Genomic DNA, 21702 nt, shown 5'->3' with positions numbered 1-21702 from the left:
TATTTTATTTTGGCAAACCTTTTTTCAGAGCCCAGTTGGCACGCTCTACGGCTTTTTTCTCCTTCCAGTCCATGTATCTGTTCTTAAACTGGCCTTTCATAATATTGTCAAAGTTCCGCTGAACGGTAAGATTCCACAAAGAATTGGCTTTCACTGCCCAGGATTTATCCCAAGCGCGAAGCGAAATGGAGAAACTTCCGTCGAGATATTTCATCCAGTGCCACCAACCGGTCGGCATGAAAAGCGTATCGCCATGCTCAAGGAAACATTCAATACCTTCTACACCGTCAAGCGCCGGGAATTTCTGAAAATCAGGATGTTCGATATCAAAATCTTCGAGCGCGTAGGTTGCATAAGGAAGTTTGTATAATCGGTCTTTCCATTTTTGTTCGAAAAGAAGAACGTGTTTTCTGCCATTAAAATGCGTGTGAAAGATATGCGCAAGATCGATATCGTAATGTAAAAATGTCACCGAGCCTTTTCCTCCAAAAAACATCGAAGGATATTTATCTAAAAATCCGCCCATCAGATCTTTTGGTGACAGGTAATCGCTGAGCAGTTGATTTGCATGCTTGATAGGATCGAAAAAGAAAATCCGCAGATCGGTAGGTTCTCTTTGTATAAGGTCGATATAATCAGCAAATTTCATCTCGGTCGTCGGCGTATTGATTGGTGCAGAAGGATCTGCTTTGGCACTGTCATACAGCGGAACGGTAATGTCGCCCACAACTTCCTTTATATAATCCATGGTCCATTTCTGATATGCTGGCCATTTTTTAGCCATATTTTTGATGACCAAAGGTTTTCTGGGTTTCAGATATTTTTCATAAAAATCCTCTTTTGAGATGTCGTCTACTATATCTATCGGTTTTAGAATAACCCCCATTTCTGTAAATTTTAATGTTACAAAATTATTAAATAAATGTTTACCACAATTACATTAGTTTTCTATTGGTGCTATAGAGTACATTCGTGATGGTGTGCAGCTGAGTTTACTTTTTTCAGATTTAAAAAAAAATTAAATCTCTACCACGTGTAACGAATGTGATGACGCGCTTACTAATTATCAAAATAATAACTATGATAAGAAAAGTTTCCCTCTTTCTGATGATGATGTTTTCTGTGATCGCTTTTGCGCAGAAGACCGTTTCCGGGAAAATCACTGATGAAGACGGTATCGCGATCCCAAGTGCGAGCGTTACCATCGAAGAACCCGGCAAAGACGCCATCATCGCCTACGGAATTACCAATTCTAAAGGAGAATATAAAATTACATTTACTTCTGCTGAAGCCAATCTTGATTTTAAAGTAAAAGCTTTTAACCAGAAGCCGATTACCAAACAGATCAGCAACAGTGACCAGACGCAGAGTATAAAACTGCAGTCGCAGGCTACAGAAATCAAAGAAGTACAGCTGAAAACCAAAATGATCACCGCTCGTGGCGACACCATTTCGTATGATCTGAAAGCTTTTGACAGCAAAAGCGACCGTACACTGGCCGATGTGATGCGGAAAATTCCCGGAATCGAGGTGAAAACCGACGGTACCGTTTTGTATCAGGGAAATCCGATCAATAAATTTTTGGTAGAAGGAAAAGATTTAATGGAAGGCGGTTACGGAACGATTAACAACTCTTTGCCGAAAGATGCGGTAGCGAAAGTTGAGGTTTTGGAAAATCACCAGCCTGTAAAAATGCTTCAGGGTAAAATACCTTCCGACGCAGCTGCGATCAATATCCGCCTGAAAAAATCGGTGACAATGACTGGAAGAGGTGAAGTAGGAGCAGGTTTCAGTCCGATTCTTTGGAATGTGAAACTCACGCCCATGTTTTTCAGCAAAAAGCATCAGTGGGTTGTTAATTATAAAACCAATAACGTCGGCGATCAGGTAGAAAATGAAGGCAATATGCTCGGAAGTTTTACAAGATACGAAGGCCGAAGAACAAACGCTGCACAGAATGACTGGCTGAGTGTAGAAAATGCATCAGTCCCAAATCTTCCTGTTAAGAGATATTTATTTAATAATGTACATTATGTTTCGGCTAATTATCTGACGAATATCGACGATAAAAAAGAGTGGGAATTGAAAGCCATCGCAAACTATACAAACAATGCGGTGGAAAGACAGGCGTTTAATCAGATTGAATATTTTGCAACACCAAACTCGCCAGGATATTTTATCACAACTGATATTTTCAACAATTTTTATACAGATAAAGCAAAAGGTGAATTGATTTTCACGAAAAACGCTAAAAAAGGATATTTTAAAAACTCCACAAGTTTTACACAGTTCTGGAATGCAGACCGCGGGCAGGTTACACGATCCAATACCGGAGCAGGAACGGCCTTTGGCGGAGCTACAAGAAATTCTGCTCAGACAATCGAAAGTCCAACGACGACTTTTCAAAACTCATTAAGCACGATTATTCCGTGGAAAGAAAAGATGGTGAATGTGACGTCTTTCATCAATTATCAGAAAGATGTGCAGAAATTAGGCGTTTCGCCGGCGTCTTATCTTTCGCAGATTCCAGGTTTTAATCCCGGTTTTTACTCGACATCGGTGTTGCAGAGTCTTCGTTTAAATTCTTTTACAGCAAATCATTCTGCCAATATAGGATTCACTTATAAAGGTTTTACGCTAACGCCAGAGGTTGGTTTTAATTTTGAGTCGACTGATCTTCGAAGCGTTCTCGGTAATTTTCAGGACGGAAATTATCTGGGTTACGGGGCAAGATTCGACAATGATCTGAAATATACGACGGCAACGCCTTATGCAAGTTTAGGTGTGAATTTTAAAAATGATTCCTGGTTGCTGTTTGCCAATTTCCCGGTAAATTCAAACAATATTAAAGCTGAAGATCCACTAAGATTGGTTGACCGTACGCTGAATAAAGTGACTTTCGAGCCTTCTTTATTTGCGCAGTACAATTTTGCTTCGTTCTTCAAAGCATCAGTAAATGCCAATATCAACAACAATTTTGGTGAAATCAATACCGCATATTCCGGTTTTGTTTTAACGTCGCCGGACAATCTGAATGCGATGGATCCGAGAAACCCGATTCCGCAAAATTTAAATAAATCTGCAGGAACGCGATTGGAATACAGAAATCCACTGAATAATATTTTCTTTAATGTAAATTACCGTTTTTCGGATGCCAAGAGAAATTTGATTTCAAACCCGACCATCGAGAACGGTTATTTCATCACGCAGTACATTGTGCAGGATAATCACATTCTGAATAATTTCTACAGCGCAGAGATCGGAAAATATTTTCCAAAATTTAAAACAAATGCCTCGCTTACATTTAATAACAGCACGTCGAAATCTGACGCATTCTTAAGCAGCGCTGCGTACAGCAATACGAATACAAATCAGTCTTACGGCGTGAAATTCAACAACACGTATTTCAGCTGGATGAGCATCGATTACAACGCGAATCTTACACGTACGGTGCAGTCGAGCAGCGGAGCGATTAACACTAATGCGAAGAGAAGCGGTTTTACGCACAATCTTGGCGTATTTTTCTACCCGTTGGAGAATCATACAATTGGTTTCAATTGGGATCAGATTAACACAAAAGCTCCCGATAATGATTTTAGAAATGCATTCTACGATGTTTCTTATCAGTTCACATGGAGCAAGAGAAAAATCGATTTTGAAGTAAAATGGATGAATATTGCCAACAGAAAAGTTTTCGAAACATACAACTTCAACGCGACTTCGATCTCTTACACCAGAATGATGCTGAGACCAAGCCAAGTCATGTTTACCGTTAAATTTAATTTTAAATAAAATTTTTAAACCCAATAAAAAGAACCAACCTCGATGAGGTTGGTTCTTTTTTTATCTAAAAACTTTCGTTGTCTGCCGTCGGGCCATAACTTCCCGGCAACGGAATTTCGTTAAGCCGGAAATATATTCCAAGTTGTGCGCGGTGATGTGTAATTTGGTTTAAGGAATGACGAATCGCTCCATAGACCGTCCAGGCGGCTAAAATATTTCCATCGTTTTTCAGCGACCAGTCGCGTTCGAGATCTGTTTCTGAAGCGTTCTCCAAAGCTTTTTTGCTGAAATTATAATTGTCATCGGCTGCTTTCAGAAGTTCGTCTTTCGAGGTGAGCAATTTGGGTTCCATGCCGCTTTTCGCAAAATCGAGTTCCGAACTGTTGAGCATAAAACCGGGCCAGCCGATAATTTCTGCAATGTGCGTGGCAAGATGAGCCATTTTCATGCTTTTGGGATGCGGTGCGTAATCATTTTTCCCTTCCGGATAGACTTCGAAAAATCTTCTGGTTGTCTGATACTCGCTTTCAAGTTCTTCTTTCAGTTGTTGTAAAGTGTTCATATTTAATTTTTTTTGGTATTTAAAATTAATAAAACTTTAAAAAAGATCATTCTGAAAAAAATTAAAACAAAAAAACTGTAACAAAAGATTACAAGTGATTACTAATTGTTTAAATCATAATTTACAATGAAAAACTTATTCTCAGTATTATTTATAGCGCTTTTTGCCGTGATGAACGCGCAGGAAGGCGAGAAAAGCAACATTACAGCCAACCGTTTTTTTTATGAGCTTACTTTTAAGCCGAAAAAAGATTCTGCAAAGGTGGATAAAGTGATGACCGTGCTCGACATTACCAAAGACAAATCGATCTACCGCGATTACACGATGATTGCACAGGATTCTATCATGAAAATAGAAATCGAAGCGATGCAGAAATCCGGCGTTTACAAAGACATGTCGAAAATGGTAAGAATGCCGAAATTCTCGATGAAAGTGGATAAAACCTATCCGGATATGAAAGTTTTGTACGTAGAAAGAGTAGCAAACGGCTTTACACCGATGAGTATTGGCTACACAGAAGACATTAATTTCAACTGGAAAATTTCAAACGACAAGCAAAAAATCGGAGCATATAATGCGCAGAAAGCAACCGCAGATTATGGCGGAAGAACCTGGACGGCTTGGTTTACGACTGAATTGCCTTTTCAGGACGGACCGTACAAATTTCACGGTTTACCTGGTCTGATCGTGAAGATTGAAGATGCTGATAAAAATTATTCGTGGATGCTTCAGGGAAATAAAAAAGTGAACAATTACGAAGAGCTTGGTTATGCTGAGAAAATTTCCGGTGGAAATCTGAAAGTAACTGAAGTTTCCCGTGAAAAATTCAGCAAAACTTTTAATGACTTTAAAAAAGATCCTCTGGCAACGGCGAGACCTTATTTCAAGCCGGAAATGATGAGCCAGAAGATGCCAGGAAGCGATATGACCATTGGCGACATGGTGAAGCAGCAGGAGAAAATGTATAAAGATTTTTACAACTCAAACGACAACCCGATAGAGCTGGCTGATGCTTCTGCAACAGGAAAACCTGCAAAATCTAAGAAATAGATTCATTTTTTTCTAAACTATATTTGACAGAAACCTGAAGACAGTAATGTTTTCGGGTTTTATTTTGAGATTTAAAGCAATAATTAAAAATCGTTATTTAGATCAAATTTAAATAGAGTATATTTGCAGTCCAAACAAATTGTTTCTTGAAACAGAAATTTTCACACAAACTCAGCGACTTCCCACGAAACAAAATGGGGAAGATTCTCACCTATGACAACGATCATTTGCGCATGCCCAACAAGATTATCGAGATGGGACTTTTGCCGGAGACTGTTTTTAAAATCCTATATCAGGCACCTTTTAGCGGGCCGATGTATATAGAATTTGGTGAAGAAAAAAGCCGTATCGCGCTTCGTGAAGAAGAAGGCGATTACATCATCGTAGAAGAATTGAATTGATGCAGCAGAATCAGAAAAAACAGGTACTTTTAGTCGGAAACCCAAACGTAGGAAAATCTACTGTTTTCAATGCTTTGTGCAACAAAAAGCAGAAGACCGGAAATTACGCCGGCGTGACCGTCTCCAGCCATTCCGGTACTTATTTTTTCAGTAATGAAGAGGTAGAAGTGATCGATCTTCCAGGATCTTACAGCCTTTACCCGAGTTCGGAAGACGAGGCGATTTTTTCCAAATATCTTATCGATAGACAGGATTCTTACGCGGGTGTTATTTACATTGTAGAGACACTAAGTTTAAAACGCGGCCTGCTGCTTTTTCAGCAGATTCAGGATTTGGGAATTCCGATTCTTTTGATTGTAAATCAAATCGATCAGGCAGAGCGTCGCGGTATTACCATTGATACCAGAAAACTTTCGCGTTCTCTTGGCGTAGATGTTATCGAGACCAATGCAAAAGAACAGCAGGGAATTGACGACATCAGAACGGCCGTTGCCCAAAATCTCTTTGCAAAAACAGATAAACCTTCGTTTGATATTCCGGCCGAACACAGCGGTTTTGTGAAAAAAATGGTCGAAGCAAAAAACTTTGATAATGAATACAAAGCGTGGCTCAATATTTCATTCGGAAAAACTTTAGATAAAATAGATTCTCTGCAAAATATGCTGCAGGAACCCGATGCTAAAAGTTTGGTTCCGAAACGTTTGCAGGTACAGGAAACCGTGAGACGATATCAGATTATCGATAGAGCTCTGGCTGAGGTAATTCATAAAAAACCACAGATGAAAGAGCTGCTCACGGAAAAACTCGACCGGGTTTTAGTGCACAAATTCTGGGGTTACGTGATTTTCCTTTTCATTTTGCTGGTAATTTTCCAGAGCGTTTTTCTTATTGCAGAATATCCAATGAACTGGATCGACAGTCTTTTTGGCTGGCTTTCGACATTCGCTAACGAGCATCTTCCGGAAGGACCGATCAACTCGTTGGTTTCTCAGGGAATAATTCCCGGGATTGGCGGTATTGTGATTTTTGCACCGCAGATCGGGATTTTGCTGTATTTTCTTTATTTACTCGAGGACAGCGGTTATATGGCACGTGTAATTTTCCTGATGGACCGTTTTCTGCGGCCATTTGGCTTAAACGGGAAAAGTATTGTTCCGCTGGTTTCAGGAACGGCCTGCGCAATTCCGGCAGTGATTTCTACACGGAATATTGAAAATTTAAAAGAAAGACTGCTTACCATTTTGGTGACGCCTTTTATGACATGCTCGGCGAGACTTCCGGTGTACAGCATCATTATCGGATTAATTATTTCAGATAAAACGATTTTCGGAATTCAGTATAAAGCATTGGTGCTTTTAGGTATGTATCTTTTAGGATTCATTGTAGCCTTACTTTCAGCTGCAGTTTTGAAAAAATTCATTAAAAATAAAGGTAAAACGTATCTGGTAATGGATTTGCCGACGTATAAAAAACCGCTTTTTGGATACGATCTGAAAATGGTTTTGGTAAAGGTCTGGGAATTCATCACCGGTGCCGGCAAGATAATTTTCATCGTGAGTATTATCATCTGGGTTTTAAGTTATTTCGGACCAAAACAGCAGCCTGACGAATTTATGGCAAGTGATGTAGAATTGGATCATTCGTATCTTGCCAGAATGGGAAGAGCGATCGAACCTGCAATAGCGCCGCTTGGCTACGACTGGAAGATGGGTGTCGGTATTCTCACAAGTTTTGTTGCCCGAGAAGTTTTTGTGGGAACAATGTCTACTTTATACAGCCTGAATGACGACGCACCGGAAGGTAAAGTAATCGATAAAATGCGGATGGATGTGAAACCAAACGGCGAAAAAGTGTTCAGTTTTGCCACCGGAATTTCCATTTTGCTGTTCTATGCGTTTGCGATGCAGTGCGTTTCTACGATCGCGGTCGTTTACAAAGAAACCAAAAGCTGGAAATGGACAGGTCTGCAGGTCGCGATGATGACCGGTCTGGCCTATTTTGTGTCTTTAATTGCGTATCAGATTTTAAAATAAATGGATAATTCGCTGATTTTTCAATACATCATTATTGCTTTGGCTGTTGCTTTTGCAGTGTATTCGCTGTACAGAATTATCCGGAAGAATTTTGCTCCGAAGAAATTCGATTCCAAAAGATCTTCCTGCGACAAAGATTGCGGCTGCTCGTAAAGCTATTGCATACATAGTTTAAAATGTCTTTTCAGAACTCGAGTTATCCACGTTACGTACAATTCATCATCCTTTATTTCTTTTATTCTTACTTTTGCAAAAACATTTCAGAGTATGTCATTAATTAAAAGTATTTCCGGAATCCGCGGAACAATTGGCGGCAAAGTAGGTGATAATCTTACGCCGCTTGACGTGGTAAAATTTGCCTCGGCTTTCGGAAGCTGGCTTCAAAATAATAAAAACAAGAAAGATCTAACCTTAATTATCGGTCGCGATGCAAGAATTTCCGGCGCGATGGTTAATTCTCTCGTGACGGCAACTTTGCAGGGTTTGGGAATTAATGTTATTGATCTTGGCCTTTCGACGACACCAACTGTTGAGGTGATGGTTCCAGAACTGAATGCAGACGGCGGAATTATTTTGACGGCCTCGCACAATCCGAAGCAATGGAATGCGCTGAAACTTTTAAATGAAAAAGGTGAATTCATCAGCGGAGAAAATGGTGCCGAAGTTTTGGCTTTAGCTGAAAATGAAGATTTCAATTACGCTGAGGTTGATGATTTGGGAGCTTACGAAACGCGTGAAGACGGTTTTGATATTCATATTGAAAAAATTCTGGCGTTGCCGCTGGTGGATTTGGAAGCCATCAAAGCTAAAAAATATAAAATCGTTTTGGATGCGGTAAATTCTACCGGCGGAATCGCGATTCCGATGCTTTTGGATAGACTCGGTTGTGAAACGGTAAAACTTTACTGTGAGCCGACCGGCCATTTTCCGCACAATCCGGAACCTTTGAAAGAGCATTTGGGAGACATTTGCGAATTGGTAAAAAAGGAAAACGCAGACTTCGGAGTCGTTGTAGATCCCGATGTTGACCGTCTTGCTTTAATCGACGAAAACGGCGAAATGTTCGGCGAAGAATATACTTTGGTGGCAGTTGCAGATTATCTTTTAAAACATAAAAAAGGCGCTGCAATTTCTAATTTATCTTCGAGCCGTGCTTTAAGAGACATCGCAAACAGTCATGATTCACAATATTTTGCAAGTGCTGTAGGCGAGGTGAATGTGGTAAATTTAATGAAAGAGAAAAATGCCGTAATCGGTGGTGAAGGAAACGGTGGAATTATTTATCCTGATCTTCATTACGGAAGAGATTCTTTGGTAGGCGTGGCTTTGTTTCTGACACATTTGGCGAAAGAAAATAAAACCGTTTCTGAATTACGCGCAGGTTATCCGGCTTATTTTATGGGCAAAAAGAAAATTGAGCTGACACCAGAAATTGATGTGGATGCGCTTTTAACAAAAATGGAAAAAGAGTATCAAAATGAAGAGATTTCTACGGTAGACGGCGTAAAAATCGAATTTGAAAATAATTGGGTTCACCTTCGCAAGTCGAATACCGAGCCAATTATCCGAATTTATACCGAGGCAAAATCTCAGGAAGAAGCCGACAAACTGGGCGATGATATGATCGCCAAGATTAAAAGTCTGATCTGAAAAATTAACAAAATCTGATAAGCAATTTTAATCGTATTTATTATTAACTTTATGTATAAGATTTTCAGAAAAGAGTATTTGTACATCTCATATCTCAAGTCTTAAATCTTAAACTAACTACATTGGAAGAATATTTTGAAAATGAACTGATAAAAAGGTTCGAGGAAATGATAGAAACTGATGAGCAAATCTATTTCGACACAGAAGAGTTAGAAGACATCATCATTTATTATCTTGAATTGGGAGATTTTAATTATGCCGATATGGCCGTTAATTACGCTCTCAAACTGCATCCCAACTCGCTGGATATCAAGATTAAAAAACTTGAAGTCTTGCTGGAGTGGGAAGAATACACCATGGCCAAAGAAATGATCGATGAGCTGAAAAGTGTATCGATGGAAAATACAGATTTTCTGGTCTGCTACGCTAAGTATTATTCAAATCTGGGAAATCCCAAAAAATCTATAGAAATCTGCAAACAGGCGCTCACATTAGGTGAAGAGGAAAATTTCCTGAATAACTTCATTGGTGACGAGTATATGAATATTGGTGATCCTTTTAATGCGTTAAAACATTATCAGCAGGCTTTAATGCAAGATCCCACTGATGATTATGCTTTGGAGAATACAATGAATTGCTACGGTCAGCTTAAAAAGAGCGAAGAAGCAATTACTTTTTTAAATGATTATCTCGATCACTATCCTTATTCTGAAAGTGCTTGGAGTGAGTACGGACAGTATTATTTCGCAAGAAAAAATTATGAAGAAGCCATCAAAGGTTTCGATTATATTTTGGCAATAAACTCGGGCGCAGTAAGCTTTTACGCAAGTAAAGCAGCATGTCTGGAGGCGATGAAAGAGTACCGAAAAGCAATTGAGATTTATGAAGAAATGCTTGAGCTGGAATACACTAAAGCTTTTACTTTCTATAAGATAGGTCACTGTTATAATGCATTAAAAGAGCCGATGATGGCGCTTGGTTTTTTCCAGAAAGCGTTGCGTGAAGATCCGCAATATTATCTTGCGATGATGGAGCAATCTTACATTTATGAAGAAATGGGAAGCATGCAGGAAGCACTTTATTTTGCTAAAGAAGCAGCTTTGCTGAATGACAGCAGTCTGGAATATCAAAAAAGACTGGCATTTTTATACGTAAATGCGAGAAAGCTAGAGGAAAGTCTGGTTTGTCTGAAAAGACTCGTAGATGGCGAGCCGACGCAGTTTGTGCATTGGTACGCTTACGTAGAAATGCTGATGCTGGTTGGTGAATATGAAGAAGCAAAAGATGCTTTAGAAACAGCGATTTCCATTCACGACCGTGCAGAACTGTATTATCAGCTGAGCAACTGTTATCATTTTTTGAAATCAGATAAAAAATCTTCTGAAATCTTGGCAAAAGCTATCGAAATGGATCCGGAACTGATCGCAGATATGCAGGAAAAGTATCCGCATTCTGATGACGAAAAGCGAACCGGTAAAGAGAAATCTAAGAAGAAGTAATTTTTTTGTTTAAATAAAAATAATCCTGCTGATACGAATTGGCAGGATTTAATTTTTTACAGCTGCCGCTTTGCTTCTGAGGAATATCAAACCGCCGATAATCACAATAGCGCCGGAAAATTGAAGTGCAGAAAGCGTTTCGCCGTCAAGCAGTCCCCAGATGATCGCGACAATCGGCATTAATAAAGTTACAGTCGACGCAAAAAGCGGAGAAGAAACTTTAAGCAAGCGGTAATTCATCATCATCGCCAATCCGGTTCCGAAAACGGCCAAAAGACTTACGAATCCCAAGCCAATCAGATTTTCTTTATCTAAAGTCAAAGTCGACGCAAAACCTGTCGCCAAGAGTGAAAATAGCGACGGCAAAAACAGCACGAAAGAAAATACAAATGCCGAGAGTACAGTGGAAGAAATATCCATCAGTTTTGATTTTACTGTCGTTGTGCTGACCGCATAGCAAAACGTTGCTGTCAGCAGAATGAGAATTGGTAATATTTTAAATGCATTTTCTCCGTTTCCGCCAAATGCAAGAATACAGACCCCTACAAAACTGATCAAAACACCGATCATCTGGCGGCGAGTGGTTTGAAATTTCCAGATCAGAGAGCCTACAATAATCACGAAGATCGGCATCATCGAATTTACAATGCCTGCAATGCTGCTGCTGACTTCAGTTTCTGCAATCGGGAATAGAAACATTGGAAAAAAGTTTCCTGTAAACGCAGCCAGAATCAACCACTTCAACTGTTTTCTCGGGAAAAGTTTGTAGTTTTTTATTGCGACCGGCATCAGGATAATTCCGGCGATCAACACACGAAGTGCACCTACCTGATAAGGTGAAAAATGCAGCAGCGATTTTTTGATTAAAATAAAAGATGATCCCCAGATAAGACTCAGAGAGATGAGGAGAAGCCATTTTTCTTTTTCGGCGTTCATTATTCTTGATGTAAAATGTGTAAAAATTCTCTTTTTGGGATCATTTTTGCGCCCAGACTTTCGAGATGATCAGAATGAGACTGGCAATCGACAATCGAAAATTGGTCCGCATATTTTTGCACGAAATAAATAAATCCTGCTTTTGAAGCATTGCTCACTTTGGCAAACATACTTTCGCCACAGAAAACATTTCCGATGTGAAGCCCGTAAAATCCGCCGACAAGATCATTATTCAGCCAAACTTCAATGCTTTTTACAATTCCAATTTTGTGCAGTTTTGTAAAAACTTCGATTAATTCGTCTGAAAGCCATGTACCATCCTGTCCTTTTCTTGGAGCGTTTTTGCAGTTTAAAATGACTTCGCGAAAGTTTTTATTTTCGGTAAACTGAAAAATATTCCGGTCAAGAATTTTTTTTATTGATTTTGAAACTTTAAGCTCATCCGGAAAAAGCACAAAACGCGGATCTGGGCACCACCAGAGAATTTCTTCATCCGGATTAAACCAAGGGAAAATTCCGTTTTCATACGCAAAAAGAATCCGCTCAGGCGAAAGATCACCACCCACAGCAATAATGCCATCGTGGCTGTCATACAGTGCAGGATCAGGAAACGAAATTTCTTCAGAATTGAGTAAAACCATTGCAGTAAAAAAATCCCGCTTTATAAAAAGCAGGATTATATGATCTTTTATGAATTTATATTAAAATGGCAAATCGTCATCGTCGTCTGATGCAAATGGGTTTTCGTTTGATGCCGAAGAAGCGGCTGCAGACTGAGATTGAGTAGGTTCAGAAGCGTTATCTGCCACTTTCTCCACTCTCCATCCTGTAATCGAATTGAAATATTTTGTTTCTCCCTGTGGTGAAACCCATTCTCTTCCTCTTATGTTGATGCTTACCTTTACATTTTCCCCTTCGTTCAGAGAGTCGAGCAAATTGATCTTGTCTTGCAAAAATTCGATGTTAATCGGCTGCGGATACTGCTCCTGCGTAAGTATCACCATTTCTCTTTTCTGAAAACCACTTGCAAATGTTTGTACCTCAGTGATTTTCTTTACCGTTCCTTGTAATTCCATATCGTAAATATTAGCTTCGTAAAAGTAAGAAATAGAAATGTAAAAAAGATGATGCCATAAAAATTTTGTAAAAATTAAATTTATTTTGAGAAAATTCTTGCAAGTTTAGATTTTTGCCCTATATTTGCACTCACAAAAACGAAAGAAGTTCTTTAAAATATTTCAAAAAATAATTGCGGATGTGGTGTAATTGGTAGCCACGCCAGACTTAGGATCTGGTGCTGTGAGGCGTGGGGGTTCGAGTCCCTTCATCCGCACATTTATTTGCGAAAATAGCTCAGCTGGTAGAGCACGACCTTGCCAAGGTCGGGGTCGCGGGTTCGAGTCCCGTTTTTCGCTCCACAAAATAGAGGTTTTATTTAAACTTCTATTTTTTTTGCCCGCCCTGGTGGTGGAACTGGTAGACACGCAGGACTTAAAATCCTGTGTCCGCAAGGACGTACGGGTTCAAGTCCCGTCTGGGGTACTAAAAACTCTCTGTAACTACGGTTATCAGAGAGTTTTTTGTTTTAAGGGGGAACAATTAGGGGAATTAATTCTTAAAGTTTTCTCATACTATTATTTCACTTATCACTTTAATAAAAATTACCAATGTATCCTCAATTTGAGTTTATACTAAGCGTTTCTTGTCGTGTATTAAACTAATTGCTCCTAATTCCTCTTATATCGTATATATTTACTCCTACATCTACAATAGTCCCTTTCGAATTTTAGTTTCACCATATTACACAAACAAGACTATAAGTATAATAGGGTTGGTTATAACTTAATATCGCATTTGAGGGTATATTTATTTTTTCTCAGAAATTTCCCTCGTTTTTGTGAAAAGTTTATTTAATGTAAAAATTAACTATTTTTTTAAAAATAACGATTGTAACTCCTCTAACTTCCACTATTGGATGATGTAAAATAGATTTGTTATTTATACAACAAAAATTAATAGTAAAAAAGGTTGGTCTCATAAGTTTATATTTGATATTCATTTTCATGTAAAACATTGTCTCTAATTTAACGCAAAATTAAAACATAACATAAGTTTTGTAAATTGAACAAAAATTTATGATTAATTAAGCTTTTTACAACAAGAGTAATAAAACACAAAACAAATCCTATGTTTATAGAAAAAAAATCCCTCGATGATATAATTCATGAATTACTACAAAAAATTAAAGAAGAAGGTAGTCAACAAACAAATAAAAAAGGAGCAAATAAAGAATTATTAGGGGTCTATATTAAATTAACTAATCCACTAAACAGAATTAGTGCATCTTTTTCGAAAAGTGTTTTCGTAAGTCCTATAGGAGAATTTCTATGGTATATGTCTGGATCAAATGAGCTCGATTTTATAAAATATTATATTAAAGACTACATTAAATATTCGAATGATGAAAAAACACTGAATGGAGCATATGGGGCACGTTTGTTTAATAAAAAAAATCCTCTTTTCGATCAAGTAAATCAAATCGTTGACCTTTTAAAAAAAAAAGAAAATACAAGGCAAGCTGTCATACAAATTTTTGATAAAGATGATCTTTTAATAGAAGATAACAAAGATATTCCTTGCACATGTACCTTGCAGTTTTTTATCAGAAGTAATAAATTAATTCTTTCTGTAACGATGAGATCAAATGATGTGTTTGTAGGTTTGCCACACGATATTTTTTGTTTCACAATGCTGCAGGAAGTGATAGCAAAAGAACTTAATAAAGAATTAGGTGATTACCATCATTATATTGGAAGCTGTCATTATTACGATGCGGATGAAAAGATAGTGAATAAATATCTAAAAGAAGGTTATCAAACCTCAAAGACTCAAATGACTGCTATGACACAAGAAACTTCATTAAAAGTCTTAGAAAAGGTCTTAAAATACGAAGAAATGATAAGGAAACATGAGCCACTCAATATTGAAGATGTTGATTTAGATCTTTATTGGAAGGATATACTATACGTTTTAAAGATATTCTCTTTAAGAAAAAGTAATAAGGGAGAGATATTTAAAGAAAAAATAAAAAATGTATTACCTTTATTAGATAATCAGAACTACAAAACTTATTTGAAGGAGAAATATGATGTTTGAGAAGATACGAGAGCTTCTAAATACAGTTGAAAGCTCTGCATCAGAATTAATAATTAAGGAGTATGTTCCAATTTTATATTTTGGAGACTTACAAAACTCAAAAATTGCAACTGTGGGATTAAATCCAAGTGATAGAGAATATTACGATACCAACGGTAAATCTTCTAACCGTTTTTTGAGCAAGCAGAGCTTAAATGTAAATTCTTGGAATGAAATTTCAAGAGATGAAATTTTAAAAGTCAAAACTAGTTTTGACTTTTACTTCAGTAATAAACCTTATAAAAGCTGGTTTAATAGGTTAGAAGATTTATTGACTGAAAGTGAATTTTCATTTTACTTTCCATATAACAATATGGTACATTTGGATATCATTCCAGTAGCAACAAAAAATAAGTGGGGTAATTTATCTATATCGGATAAAGAATTATTAATAAGTAGCTTCGGAAGTTATTTGGAGTATTTGATTATGGAATCAAATATTGAAATATGCATTTTGAATGGTCAGGGAGTTATAGATAATTTTCAAAAAGTTTTCAAACAAACAATACATAAGGAGCGAGTTATAGAGTGGGATATAAAAACGAAAAATAAGGTTGTTAAAGGAAATTGTTATAAAATGACTGTAAATCAACATAATAAAAAAATCCTGATTTTAGGATATAACCATAATATTCAAAGTTCTTTTGGCGTAAGCAAAGATTTAGTAATTTCGATAAGAAAATGGATTCAAAATGAGATAAGTAATTTTTATGAAAAATAATGATTTATATTTAGATGTTAAGAGAAAACTAGATTTTTACAAACGAGGAATGGAATTACCTGGAATAGACAGCCCTGATGCTGAAAATTCATTTATTAGACAATTCGTAGATAGTTATAAGAGAATAAAATATATTGAAACACTTAAAGCTAGACAGATAAGTGAGGATCGGAGGAATCCTAACTTAGATATTTACGATCCAATCAGAGCTTCAATTTTATATCATAGAGATGGAGATATTAACGAAGCTGTTTGGAATTTACTTCTCTATGTGCACTTTGGGAAAAATATAAAATCAAATTATGGGTTGATTCAAGCTGTCTATGGAAAGCTTGGCGATACTAATATTTGGAATTGGAATACCATCACGACTGATCTAGCTAACTTCAAGGTGTGGTTAGGCAATAATTTTTATGAAATTAAAAGCTATGGGAGCTTTGGCAATCACAGAAAATATCAATCTCTGAAAACTACTTCTAGAAGTGGCACTTACCAAACCTTCGAATCCTTCTTTAATTTAGTTGATAACGATTTTAATTTATTTACTTCTTCAATACCAAACGAAATAAAAATAGATAAGAATAAATTTTTTGATCATTTATATTGGCATTTTGATGGTATAGTAGGTTTTGGTAGATTAGCGGTATTTGACTTTTTGTGTATGATTGGTAAAATAGGAATATTACCAATTGAACCAAATCATCCTTACCTTGGAAATAGTGGTCCTGTCGACGGAACAAGATTATTATTTGATTCTAATACCAAAACTAAAGAATTAAATGTTTTCTTAAAAGATTTAGGAGATACTGCCTTCAATGACTATCCCTTTATAATGCAAATTCTAGAAGACTGCGTATGCAACTGGCAGAAATCTTCTACATCTTATAGATTATTCAGAGGTTAATTGCTTTATAGTATTTTTGAATGAATAGTTTATTTCTTCCCTTGAAAATCTTCTTTTATATGCATTAAGATATGATTGACTGATAATTTTTTTATTTTGAAGCTGCCCTACTACAATACCAGGTGAAACATTTGCTTCAATTGAAAAAGCAATTAGGTTTTTTTTATTGCCGTTTATCAAAGAAAGTTTGCTTTTAAGTTGGAAAGGTATAAGTACCTCTTCAGCAAAAAAGTTTGCTTCTTCCTCTTCTTGCTTAAATTTTTCACTAAATTCTATCATACTTTCTTCTTCAAAGTTCAAGAATTTTTTTTCATGCAGAATAATATGTCCTGCCTCATGGAAAAATGTAAACCAAAACTGATCATCTGATAGATATCTAAAACTTAATATCATAATTGGATTCCCTTCTTTGGAAAAAGTCGTAACTCCATATACTTTGCAATTTTTTGGAGCTTTTTGTATTGAAATTTTTACGCCACAACTATAACACAATTCTATTAACTGTGGAATGAAATTATTTGGCGAACTTTTTCTAGTCAGATTCTTTATGTCATTTTCAAGTAAATATTCAAATTTATGCCTGTCATATTTGGGGTATTTTACATCCTTTATGTGCAACTCGCCCATTCGTAACCAAGAAATAACTGAGCTTTTCTTTGCATCGAATCCATCTGATTTTCTAAAAGATAAATTACTACTTAGTATGTATTTTATTTTCCAATCAAAAATGTTTTTTACGTCAAAGAATTCTAAACAGCTTTCAAAAAGATTATTTTCACTCGAATCCATAAAACCCTCATCAATAATTTCTTTAATAGGTAAGCTTTTGATCCAATCATCTTTTTCATTAGAATTCAAACGTTCAACTCTTGTGTCATATATTTTTTGTTTATTAATCCAAAAATCCTCAGTATTATTAAATATTGTAGATAAAACCGAAGCAACTTTTTGGTCAATATAAACTTTACCATCTAAAAGGTCACTTAGCTGAATTTTTTTCTCCTTCAAAGTCTCATTTAGTTGGCATTTATCCATATTATTATAAGAGATAATATCTTTTATAGTGCTGTACGGGCTAGAAACCCAATTAGGATTAAAGGTCATAACGTTATTTTGGTTAGTTTTACTCTTGAGATCTTTTTATATGAATGATAATTGATTGATAAGTTATCATCCTGAGGAGCTTCAAATGTCATATACTGATCATCTTGATGTGAAAAGTAATAATTGATTACTACCTTTATATTCGTTAATTCAATAATAACAAATCTCCCAATTTTAATATCTTCAATACAAGAAGCGGCTTCGATATCCGAGATCCGACCTAATAATAAGGTAGCCCTGTCATTCCCATATTTTTCAAACGTGAGTTCGTAATCTTCACAAACACCTCTCACTATTTCATTCTCAAAAGTAATTCTCACGCCAAATTTAAAATAAAGTTTTTAATTCTTAATTTATTAAATTTAAAAAAAAATGTCAACAGTTAGTACTTATTTTCAATAATATTACCGGAATAACTAAAATCAGTATTTTTTCCAAATCGGCTGAATCTTTAGCGTTAATGATCAGTGAGGAATGGATTAAAACTTTTTACCACCTTGCTTCATTCTTTCTTCAAGTGTATGATCCAATCTTTGTGCATTGTATGCTAATTTCTCAATAATGGCTCCTCCTATATCATAATTCCATCGTCCACAATAATCCATAATACGTATTATAGCATCTGCCATTTCAACTTCTGGCATAGGCCTATGAGGCAAATGACTATCCATCAAACCTTTTCTCTCGCCTTCTAGAGCCTCAGAAACCTCAGAGTGAATAAGAGAGATCATCTCCCCCTTATTTTTATCTAATAGATTTCCTGAGTGATCAGTGTGCCATCCTTTTTTAAATGCTTCATTGTAGCAAAGGTCACGCAAATCGTTTATCATTTTTTCTGCATTTTCCATTTAATTTAATAATTTTTCTGATCAAATATACATTATAGTCCGCAACAAAGATTGCAGTTTTATATTTAATGTCCCTCAATACAATAATTTTAATAATTTCCAGACGATATAAAATTTTCATTATTCGCTCAATTGCAGTCAATTAAAGTAATTCGAATTCTAGATTAGTCTAGTGAATATTTATTGACACCATCTATAAAAGTTTCATCGTTGTAATCACAGACAATCGCTACACTATATCGTGCTCTGGTTAATGCAACATAGAATTTTGCAACATCTAATAAACCTTTTTCTTTTGTCTTCCCAGTTCTTTTTTCTTTAATAGTTTTAGTTAGTAATCCAGTCTTCAAATATTGTACAATAGGTAGTGTTGGGTAAATAAGAACCCTATTAAAGCCCAATCCTTTACAATTTCCAAAATTCCATTCCGGTGCCAAAGCCAATTGATGCCTTAAGATAACCGGATTGTATTTTGAACGATATCTTTCGACTTCACTACTTTTAATAATATATATGCCGCTATGGTCATTAGAAAAGCTCCTGCACTCCAAACATTTACACGGCAGGCTATTTTCCAGTTCGGGAAATAATCTTGAGGAAAAACTACAAATCTCTGCACTATTTCTATGTGAAAAACGAAGTGTTTTTTCATCAATATCGCAATATTTACTACATTTATCTGTAATGTATTCTTTGATATTCCCGTTTTTATATTTGCTGTTTAGGCGTTCATGGTGAGTTAGGTAAGTCACTTGTCTAGGATCACCCACAAGAATTGTTCTAATATCAGTTTTAAAAATCAGTTTAAGAAATTCAAGATCATTACCAGCCAAATCCTGAACTTCATCTACAAATAAGTTTTTATATATCTTGGATAGTCGATTGATCACCAAACCATTGGATTTATCGTTACAACGTATAACGAACTTTGAAAGTTTGTCCGAATAAATCTTTCCGCTTTTGGAAAAATAGTGTTCTTTGAAATTTTTTTCTTCCGCAAACGGAATTGCAATACCCTTATTATTTTTAAAATTTATGCCTGATGCTGTATTAACCAGTAATAAACCATTAATAATTCCATCGTAAATCGAACTTTGATACGGCTTTGCTCCATGTTGAAGTAAGAAAGAGAACCATGTCTGGATAATTACATTAGAGGGAATTCCACCATTGATTTCGTAAAATTTCCTGCGTATCTCGTTTTCGTTAGCTTCTGTATAAGTTGTAATCAACACAGAATCCTTCACACTAAGTGCCTGTCGAACTAAATAGGTTGTTTTGCCTGATCCTGCTACGGAGATTATTAACTTATTTTTCGATTGCATCTAGAATGTATTTTGGAAATTTTAGTTGCTCTTTAGTTTCAAAAATCTTTAACGCACAGCTGGTCTTGTTACCTTTCATGTAAAGATGTAATTCATCCTCACTTTTATTTGACACTAAAATTTTATTGATCTTTTTAGTCCCGTTTACTTTCAAAAATTTTGGTTCGAGTGTATTATAATTAAATGGTTTTTTATTTGCTAAAATAAGTTCTCCTGAATCAATAAAATCATCGTAACAGATTTTTATGTACGACTTAGCATTACTACCTAAATAATCGGCATATTTTAACTCTAAAGCACTTACATCTCCATCAGAATCCGTAACGACACAGACCGGTTTTTCTATTTTGTATGCAATCTGTAAAAAACGTAAAAAGCTAGTACCGACAGAAATCACGTCGATCTGGTCTTCGATAGGTAACCTTCCATTATATTTATCCATGTACGCACGTTGTACCAAAAGCTCATCGCAATCTCCTTCAACTAGTATAGCTTTTTTACATAATATTAACCTAAGCGTATCATAACCTGGAAGTTTTTCAAAAAACTCCTGTGTATCTCCTTTTAAATTTTTTAGCCTAAGCGGAATCTTGTTTTCAATGATCACTAGTTTTTCAAGCCCAAGTTTGTTGGCAACAAAGCTGCTGTGTGTGGAAATGAGAATCTGCTTATCAATACATTTGTCGTGGATATCTTTTATAAGCTTATTTAATTTTGAGTGAGACAAGTGGTTCTCTGGTTCCTCAATTAGTAGAATATTTGCTTCTTTTGATTTTTTGTGCTCCAACGCAAGCTTAGTCTTTATTACAGCCTGCTCTCCTTTCCCAATGTGATGGAATGGTATCTCTTCTACTGATGTAAGAAAGCTAGATTCCCATGCGTCCCTTGATGAAAGATCAATAGTCAGTTTTAGACGCTTCTCTGTTGCACCATCAATGACTACTGAACTAATAATGTTGTTTACTTTTTTTACCGAGTCGTCCTTGACAAACTCCGTTTGCAACCTACGGTGAGCTTGAGTTAAACCATTCTTATCTTTCTCTTCAAGATGGTTTCGTAGTATATGGGATATATAGACATCCGATCCATTCCGATATCTGTTGGAGGTAGAATCTATCATAGCCGATTTGACTGGAATTTTTCTCGGAGTTATAGATTCTCTGGCAAAGGTCGTCCAGTTGACTTCGTAAAATTCAATTGGAAGTGCTGATATGTTACCCAAGGAAATATATTCATTATATTCTCCTCGATATTTTTCAGCCAACTCTATCTTAAAATTAATACCACATCCATTTATTTTAGTACTATTCCCATTTCCTTCAAAAAGAGGAAACTCGTCACCTGCAAAAAATATTTCAATGCTAATCTCTGGTGGTGGTAAAGGAGAAGAAGAGCCTAAGCTTAGCAAGTACTCCTGCACAGATTCGTAATTAAAAAAATATTCTGACAAATCATTAATAAAATATCTTCCATTTGACAGTCCTGAAAGAGCCAAATGTATAGCCTCCAGTATCGTTGACTTTCCTGTCTCATTATTACCAACCAATATGTTAAGCCCTTTTTCCAGTTCTAGGCAAAATGGTTTACGGTACGATTTAAAATTAGAAATAATTACTTTGTTTATATACATAAATTAAGTTCTCGGTTATTAGTTCATGCTCTGATGTTTTAAAATAGGACGATTCTAAGTT

19 protein-coding genes and 3 tRNA genes are annotated in these 21702 nt (G+C 36.1%); 13 read left to right on the top strand and 9 right to left on the bottom strand.

The annotated features are described in order from the left end of the window. Positions 1-4: 4 nt before the first annotated feature. On the bottom strand, positions 5-886 hold the full coding sequence (locus tag ASG01_RS05010; RefSeq protein WP_055860770.1) for a cupin-like domain-containing protein: 882 nt from the start codon (positions 884-886) through the stop codon (positions 5-7). 194 nt (positions 887-1080) lie between these two features. On the opposite strand from ASG01_RS05010, the gene ASG01_RS05005 reads away from it, so the two are divergent. After that, the gene (locus ASG01_RS05005) at positions 1081-3792 is read left to right on the top strand and encodes a TonB-dependent receptor (RefSeq protein WP_055860767.1); all 2712 of its coding nucleotides are present in this window, start codon (positions 1081-1083) and stop codon (positions 3790-3792) included. A gap of 55 nt (positions 3793-3847) precedes the next feature. On the opposite strand, the gene ASG01_RS05000 is transcribed toward ASG01_RS05005, so the two are convergent. Beyond that, the gene (locus ASG01_RS05000) at positions 3848-4345 is read right to left on the bottom strand and encodes a DinB family protein (RefSeq protein WP_055860764.1); all 498 of its coding nucleotides are present in this window, start codon (positions 4343-4345) and stop codon (positions 3848-3850) included. 126 nt (positions 4346-4471) lie between these two features. On the opposite strand from ASG01_RS05000, the gene ASG01_RS04995 reads away from it, so the two are divergent. The 6 genes from ASG01_RS04995 to ASG01_RS04975 all read left to right on the top strand — a co-directional run bounded on the left by ASG01_RS04995 (position 4472) and on the right by ASG01_RS04975 (position 10978). Further along, on the top strand, positions 4472-5395 hold the full coding sequence (locus ASG01_RS04995) for a GLPGLI family protein (RefSeq protein WP_055860761.1): 924 nt from the start codon (positions 4472-4474) through the stop codon (positions 5393-5395). A 146-nt stretch (positions 5396-5541) separates the two neighbouring features. Beyond that, the gene (locus tag ASG01_RS04990; protein WP_082498290.1) at positions 5542-5796 is read left to right on the top strand and encodes a ferrous iron transport protein A; all 255 of its coding nucleotides are present in this window, start codon (positions 5542-5544) and stop codon (positions 5794-5796) included. Beyond that, entirely contained in the window at positions 5796-7829 is a 2034-nt protein-coding gene (gene feoB / locus ASG01_RS04985; RefSeq protein WP_055860758.1) for a ferrous iron transport protein B, read from the top strand. The genes ASG01_RS04990 and feoB overlap by 1 nt, the downstream gene beginning before the upstream one ends. Further along, on the top strand, positions 7830-7982 hold the full coding sequence (locus ASG01_RS16090) for a hypothetical protein (RefSeq protein ID WP_185097218.1): 153 nt from the start codon (positions 7830-7832) through the stop codon (positions 7980-7982). A gap of 114 nt (positions 7983-8096) precedes the next feature. Continuing rightward, complete coding sequence (gene glmM / locus ASG01_RS04980; protein ID WP_055860755.1) at positions 8097-9479, top strand: phosphoglucosamine mutase; 1383 nt, start codon at positions 8097-8099, stop codon at positions 9477-9479. A 122-nt stretch (positions 9480-9601) separates the two neighbouring features. Further along, complete coding sequence (locus ASG01_RS04975) at positions 9602-10978, top strand: tetratricopeptide repeat protein (protein ID WP_055860752.1); 1377 nt, start codon at positions 9602-9604, stop codon at positions 10976-10978. A 48-nt stretch (positions 10979-11026) separates the two neighbouring features. Here ASG01_RS04975 and ASG01_RS04970 read toward each other — a convergent pair whose 3' ends face one another. Genes ASG01_RS04970 through ASG01_RS04960 form a run of 3 tightly spaced genes read right to left on the bottom strand, consistent with a single transcriptional unit; the run spans position 11027 to position 12990 of the window. After that, positions 11027-11914, bottom strand: a complete 888-nt coding sequence (locus ASG01_RS04970) for a DMT family transporter (protein ID WP_055860748.1) — start codon at positions 11912-11914, stop codon at positions 11027-11029. Beyond that, the gene (gene aat / locus ASG01_RS04965) at positions 11914-12555 is read right to left on the bottom strand and encodes a leucyl/phenylalanyl-tRNA--protein transferase (RefSeq protein ID WP_055860745.1); all 642 of its coding nucleotides are present in this window, start codon (positions 12553-12555) and stop codon (positions 11914-11916) included. Before aat ends, ASG01_RS04970 begins: the two co-directional genes overlap by 1 nt. 60 nt (positions 12556-12615) lie before the next feature. After that, a complete protein-coding gene (locus tag ASG01_RS04960; protein ID WP_055860742.1) occupies positions 12616-12990 on the bottom strand; it encodes a DUF3127 domain-containing protein in 375 nt (124 codons plus the stop codon). A gap of 175 nt (positions 12991-13165) precedes the next feature. Here ASG01_RS04960 and ASG01_RS04955 point away from each other — a divergent pair. The 6 genes from ASG01_RS04955 to ASG01_RS04930 all read left to right on the top strand — a co-directional run bounded on the left by ASG01_RS04955 (position 13166) and on the right by ASG01_RS04930 (position 16734). Then, positions 13166-13247, top strand: a tRNA-Leu gene (locus tag ASG01_RS04955). A 9-nt stretch (positions 13248-13256) separates the two neighbouring features. After that, a tRNA-Gly gene (locus ASG01_RS04950) sits at positions 13257-13332 on the top strand. A gap of 40 nt (positions 13333-13372) precedes the next feature. Further along, a tRNA-Leu gene (locus ASG01_RS04945) sits at positions 13373-13456 on the top strand. 645 nt (positions 13457-14101) lie between these two features. After that, on the top strand, positions 14102-15070 hold the full coding sequence (locus ASG01_RS04940; RefSeq protein WP_055860739.1) for a thymidylate synthase: 969 nt from the start codon (positions 14102-14104) through the stop codon (positions 15068-15070). Beyond that, entirely contained in the window at positions 15060-15830 is a 771-nt protein-coding gene (locus ASG01_RS04935; protein WP_131725320.1) for a hypothetical protein, read from the top strand. The genes ASG01_RS04940 and ASG01_RS04935 overlap by 11 nt, the downstream gene beginning before the upstream one ends. Next, positions 15820-16734 (top strand): hypothetical protein, encoded by a 915-nt coding sequence (locus ASG01_RS04930; protein ID WP_055860733.1) that lies wholly within the window; start codon positions 15820-15822, stop codon positions 16732-16734. The genes ASG01_RS04935 and ASG01_RS04930 overlap by 11 nt, the downstream gene beginning before the upstream one ends. Here the strand turns inward: ASG01_RS04930 and ASG01_RS04925 are convergent. From ASG01_RS04925 to ASG01_RS04905, 4 genes are all read right to left on the bottom strand, one after another. After that, a complete protein-coding gene (locus ASG01_RS04925; protein WP_082498289.1) occupies positions 16720-17838 on the bottom strand; it encodes an ImmA/IrrE family metallo-endopeptidase in 1119 nt (372 codons plus the stop codon). The two genes, ASG01_RS04930 and ASG01_RS04925, sit on opposite strands and share 15 nt — an antisense overlap. A gap of 479 nt (positions 17839-18317) precedes the next feature. Beyond that, positions 18318-18686: a hypothetical protein gene (locus tag ASG01_RS04915; protein ID WP_055860722.1), complete on the bottom strand. Its 369-nt coding sequence runs from the start codon at positions 18684-18686 to the stop codon at positions 18318-18320. Positions 18687-18850: 164 nt separating this feature from the next. After that, positions 18851-20011 carry a UvrD-helicase domain-containing protein gene (locus ASG01_RS04910; RefSeq protein WP_055860719.1) on the bottom strand — a complete coding sequence of 387 codons (1161 nt, stop codon included), beginning with the start codon at positions 20009-20011 and terminating at the stop codon, positions 18851-18853. After that, positions 19995-21641, bottom strand: a complete 1647-nt coding sequence (locus ASG01_RS04905) for an ATP-dependent nuclease (RefSeq protein WP_055860716.1) — start codon at positions 21639-21641, stop codon at positions 19995-19997. The genes ASG01_RS04910 and ASG01_RS04905 overlap by 17 nt, the downstream gene beginning before the upstream one ends. Between the last annotated feature and the right edge of the window lie 61 nt (positions 21642-21702).

Source organism: Chryseobacterium sp. Leaf180 (genome assembly GCF_001424585.1).
GTDB lineage: Bacteria > Bacteroidota > Bacteroidia > Flavobacteriales > Weeksellaceae > Chryseobacterium.
The sequence above is the reverse complement of the archived record's forward strand: the minus strand, read 5'-3'. Positions and strand labels throughout refer to the sequence as shown.

What these genes read in the sequence shown, in the direction of transcription:
- ASG01_RS05010 (WP_055860770.1), bottom strand. Translation starts at nt 886, where the DNA reads ATGGGGGTTATTCTAAAACCGATAGATATAGTAGACGACATCTCAAAA.
- ASG01_RS05005 (WP_055860767.1), top strand. Translation starts at nt 1,081, where the DNA reads ATGATAAGAAAAGTTTCCCTCTTTCTGATGATGATGTTTTCTGTGATC.
- ASG01_RS05000 (WP_055860764.1), bottom strand. Translation starts at nt 4,345, where the DNA reads ATGAACACTTTACAACAACTGAAAGAAGAACTTGAAAGCGAGTATCAG.
- ASG01_RS04995 (WP_055860761.1), top strand. Translation starts at nt 4,472, where the DNA reads ATGAAAAACTTATTCTCAGTATTATTTATAGCGCTTTTTGCCGTGATG.
- feoB (WP_055860758.1), top strand. Translation starts at nt 5,796, where the DNA reads ATGCAGCAGAATCAGAAAAAACAGGTACTTTTAGTCGGAAACCCAAAC.
- ASG01_RS16090 (WP_185097218.1), top strand. Translation starts at nt 7,830, where the DNA reads ATGGATAATTCGCTGATTTTTCAATACATCATTATTGCTTTGGCTGTT.
- glmM (WP_055860755.1), top strand. Translation starts at nt 8,097, where the DNA reads ATGTCATTAATTAAAAGTATTTCCGGAATCCGCGGAACAATTGGCGGC.
- ASG01_RS04970 (WP_055860748.1), bottom strand. Translation starts at nt 11,914, where the DNA reads ATGAACGCCGAAAAAGAAAAATGGCTTCTCCTCATCTCTCTGAGTCTT.
- aat (WP_055860745.1), bottom strand. Translation starts at nt 12,555, where the DNA reads ATGGTTTTACTCAATTCTGAAGAAATTTCGTTTCCTGATCCTGCACTG.
- ASG01_RS04960 (WP_055860742.1), bottom strand. Translation starts at nt 12,990, where the DNA reads ATGGAATTACAAGGAACGGTAAAGAAAATCACTGAGGTACAAACATTT.
- ASG01_RS04940 (WP_055860739.1), top strand. Translation starts at nt 14,102, where the DNA reads ATGTTTATAGAAAAAAAATCCCTCGATGATATAATTCATGAATTACTA.
- ASG01_RS04935 (WP_131725320.1), top strand. Translation starts at nt 15,060, where the DNA reads ATGATGTTTGAGAAGATACGAGAGCTTCTAAATACAGTTGAAAGCTCT.
- ASG01_RS04930 (WP_055860733.1), top strand. Translation starts at nt 15,820, where the DNA reads ATGAAAAATAATGATTTATATTTAGATGTTAAGAGAAAACTAGATTTT.
- ASG01_RS04925 (WP_082498289.1), bottom strand. Translation starts at nt 17,838, where the DNA reads ATGACCTTTAATCCTAATTGGGTTTCTAGCCCGTACAGCACTATAAAA.
- ASG01_RS04915 (WP_055860722.1), bottom strand. Translation starts at nt 18,686, where the DNA reads ATGGAAAATGCAGAAAAAATGATAAACGATTTGCGTGACCTTTGCTAC.
- ASG01_RS04910 (WP_055860719.1), bottom strand. Translation starts at nt 20,011, where the DNA reads ATGCAATCGAAAAATAAGTTAATAATCTCCGTAGCAGGATCAGGCAAA.
- ASG01_RS04905 (WP_055860716.1), bottom strand. Translation starts at nt 21,641, where the DNA reads ATGTATATAAACAAAGTAATTATTTCTAATTTTAAATCGTACCGTAAA.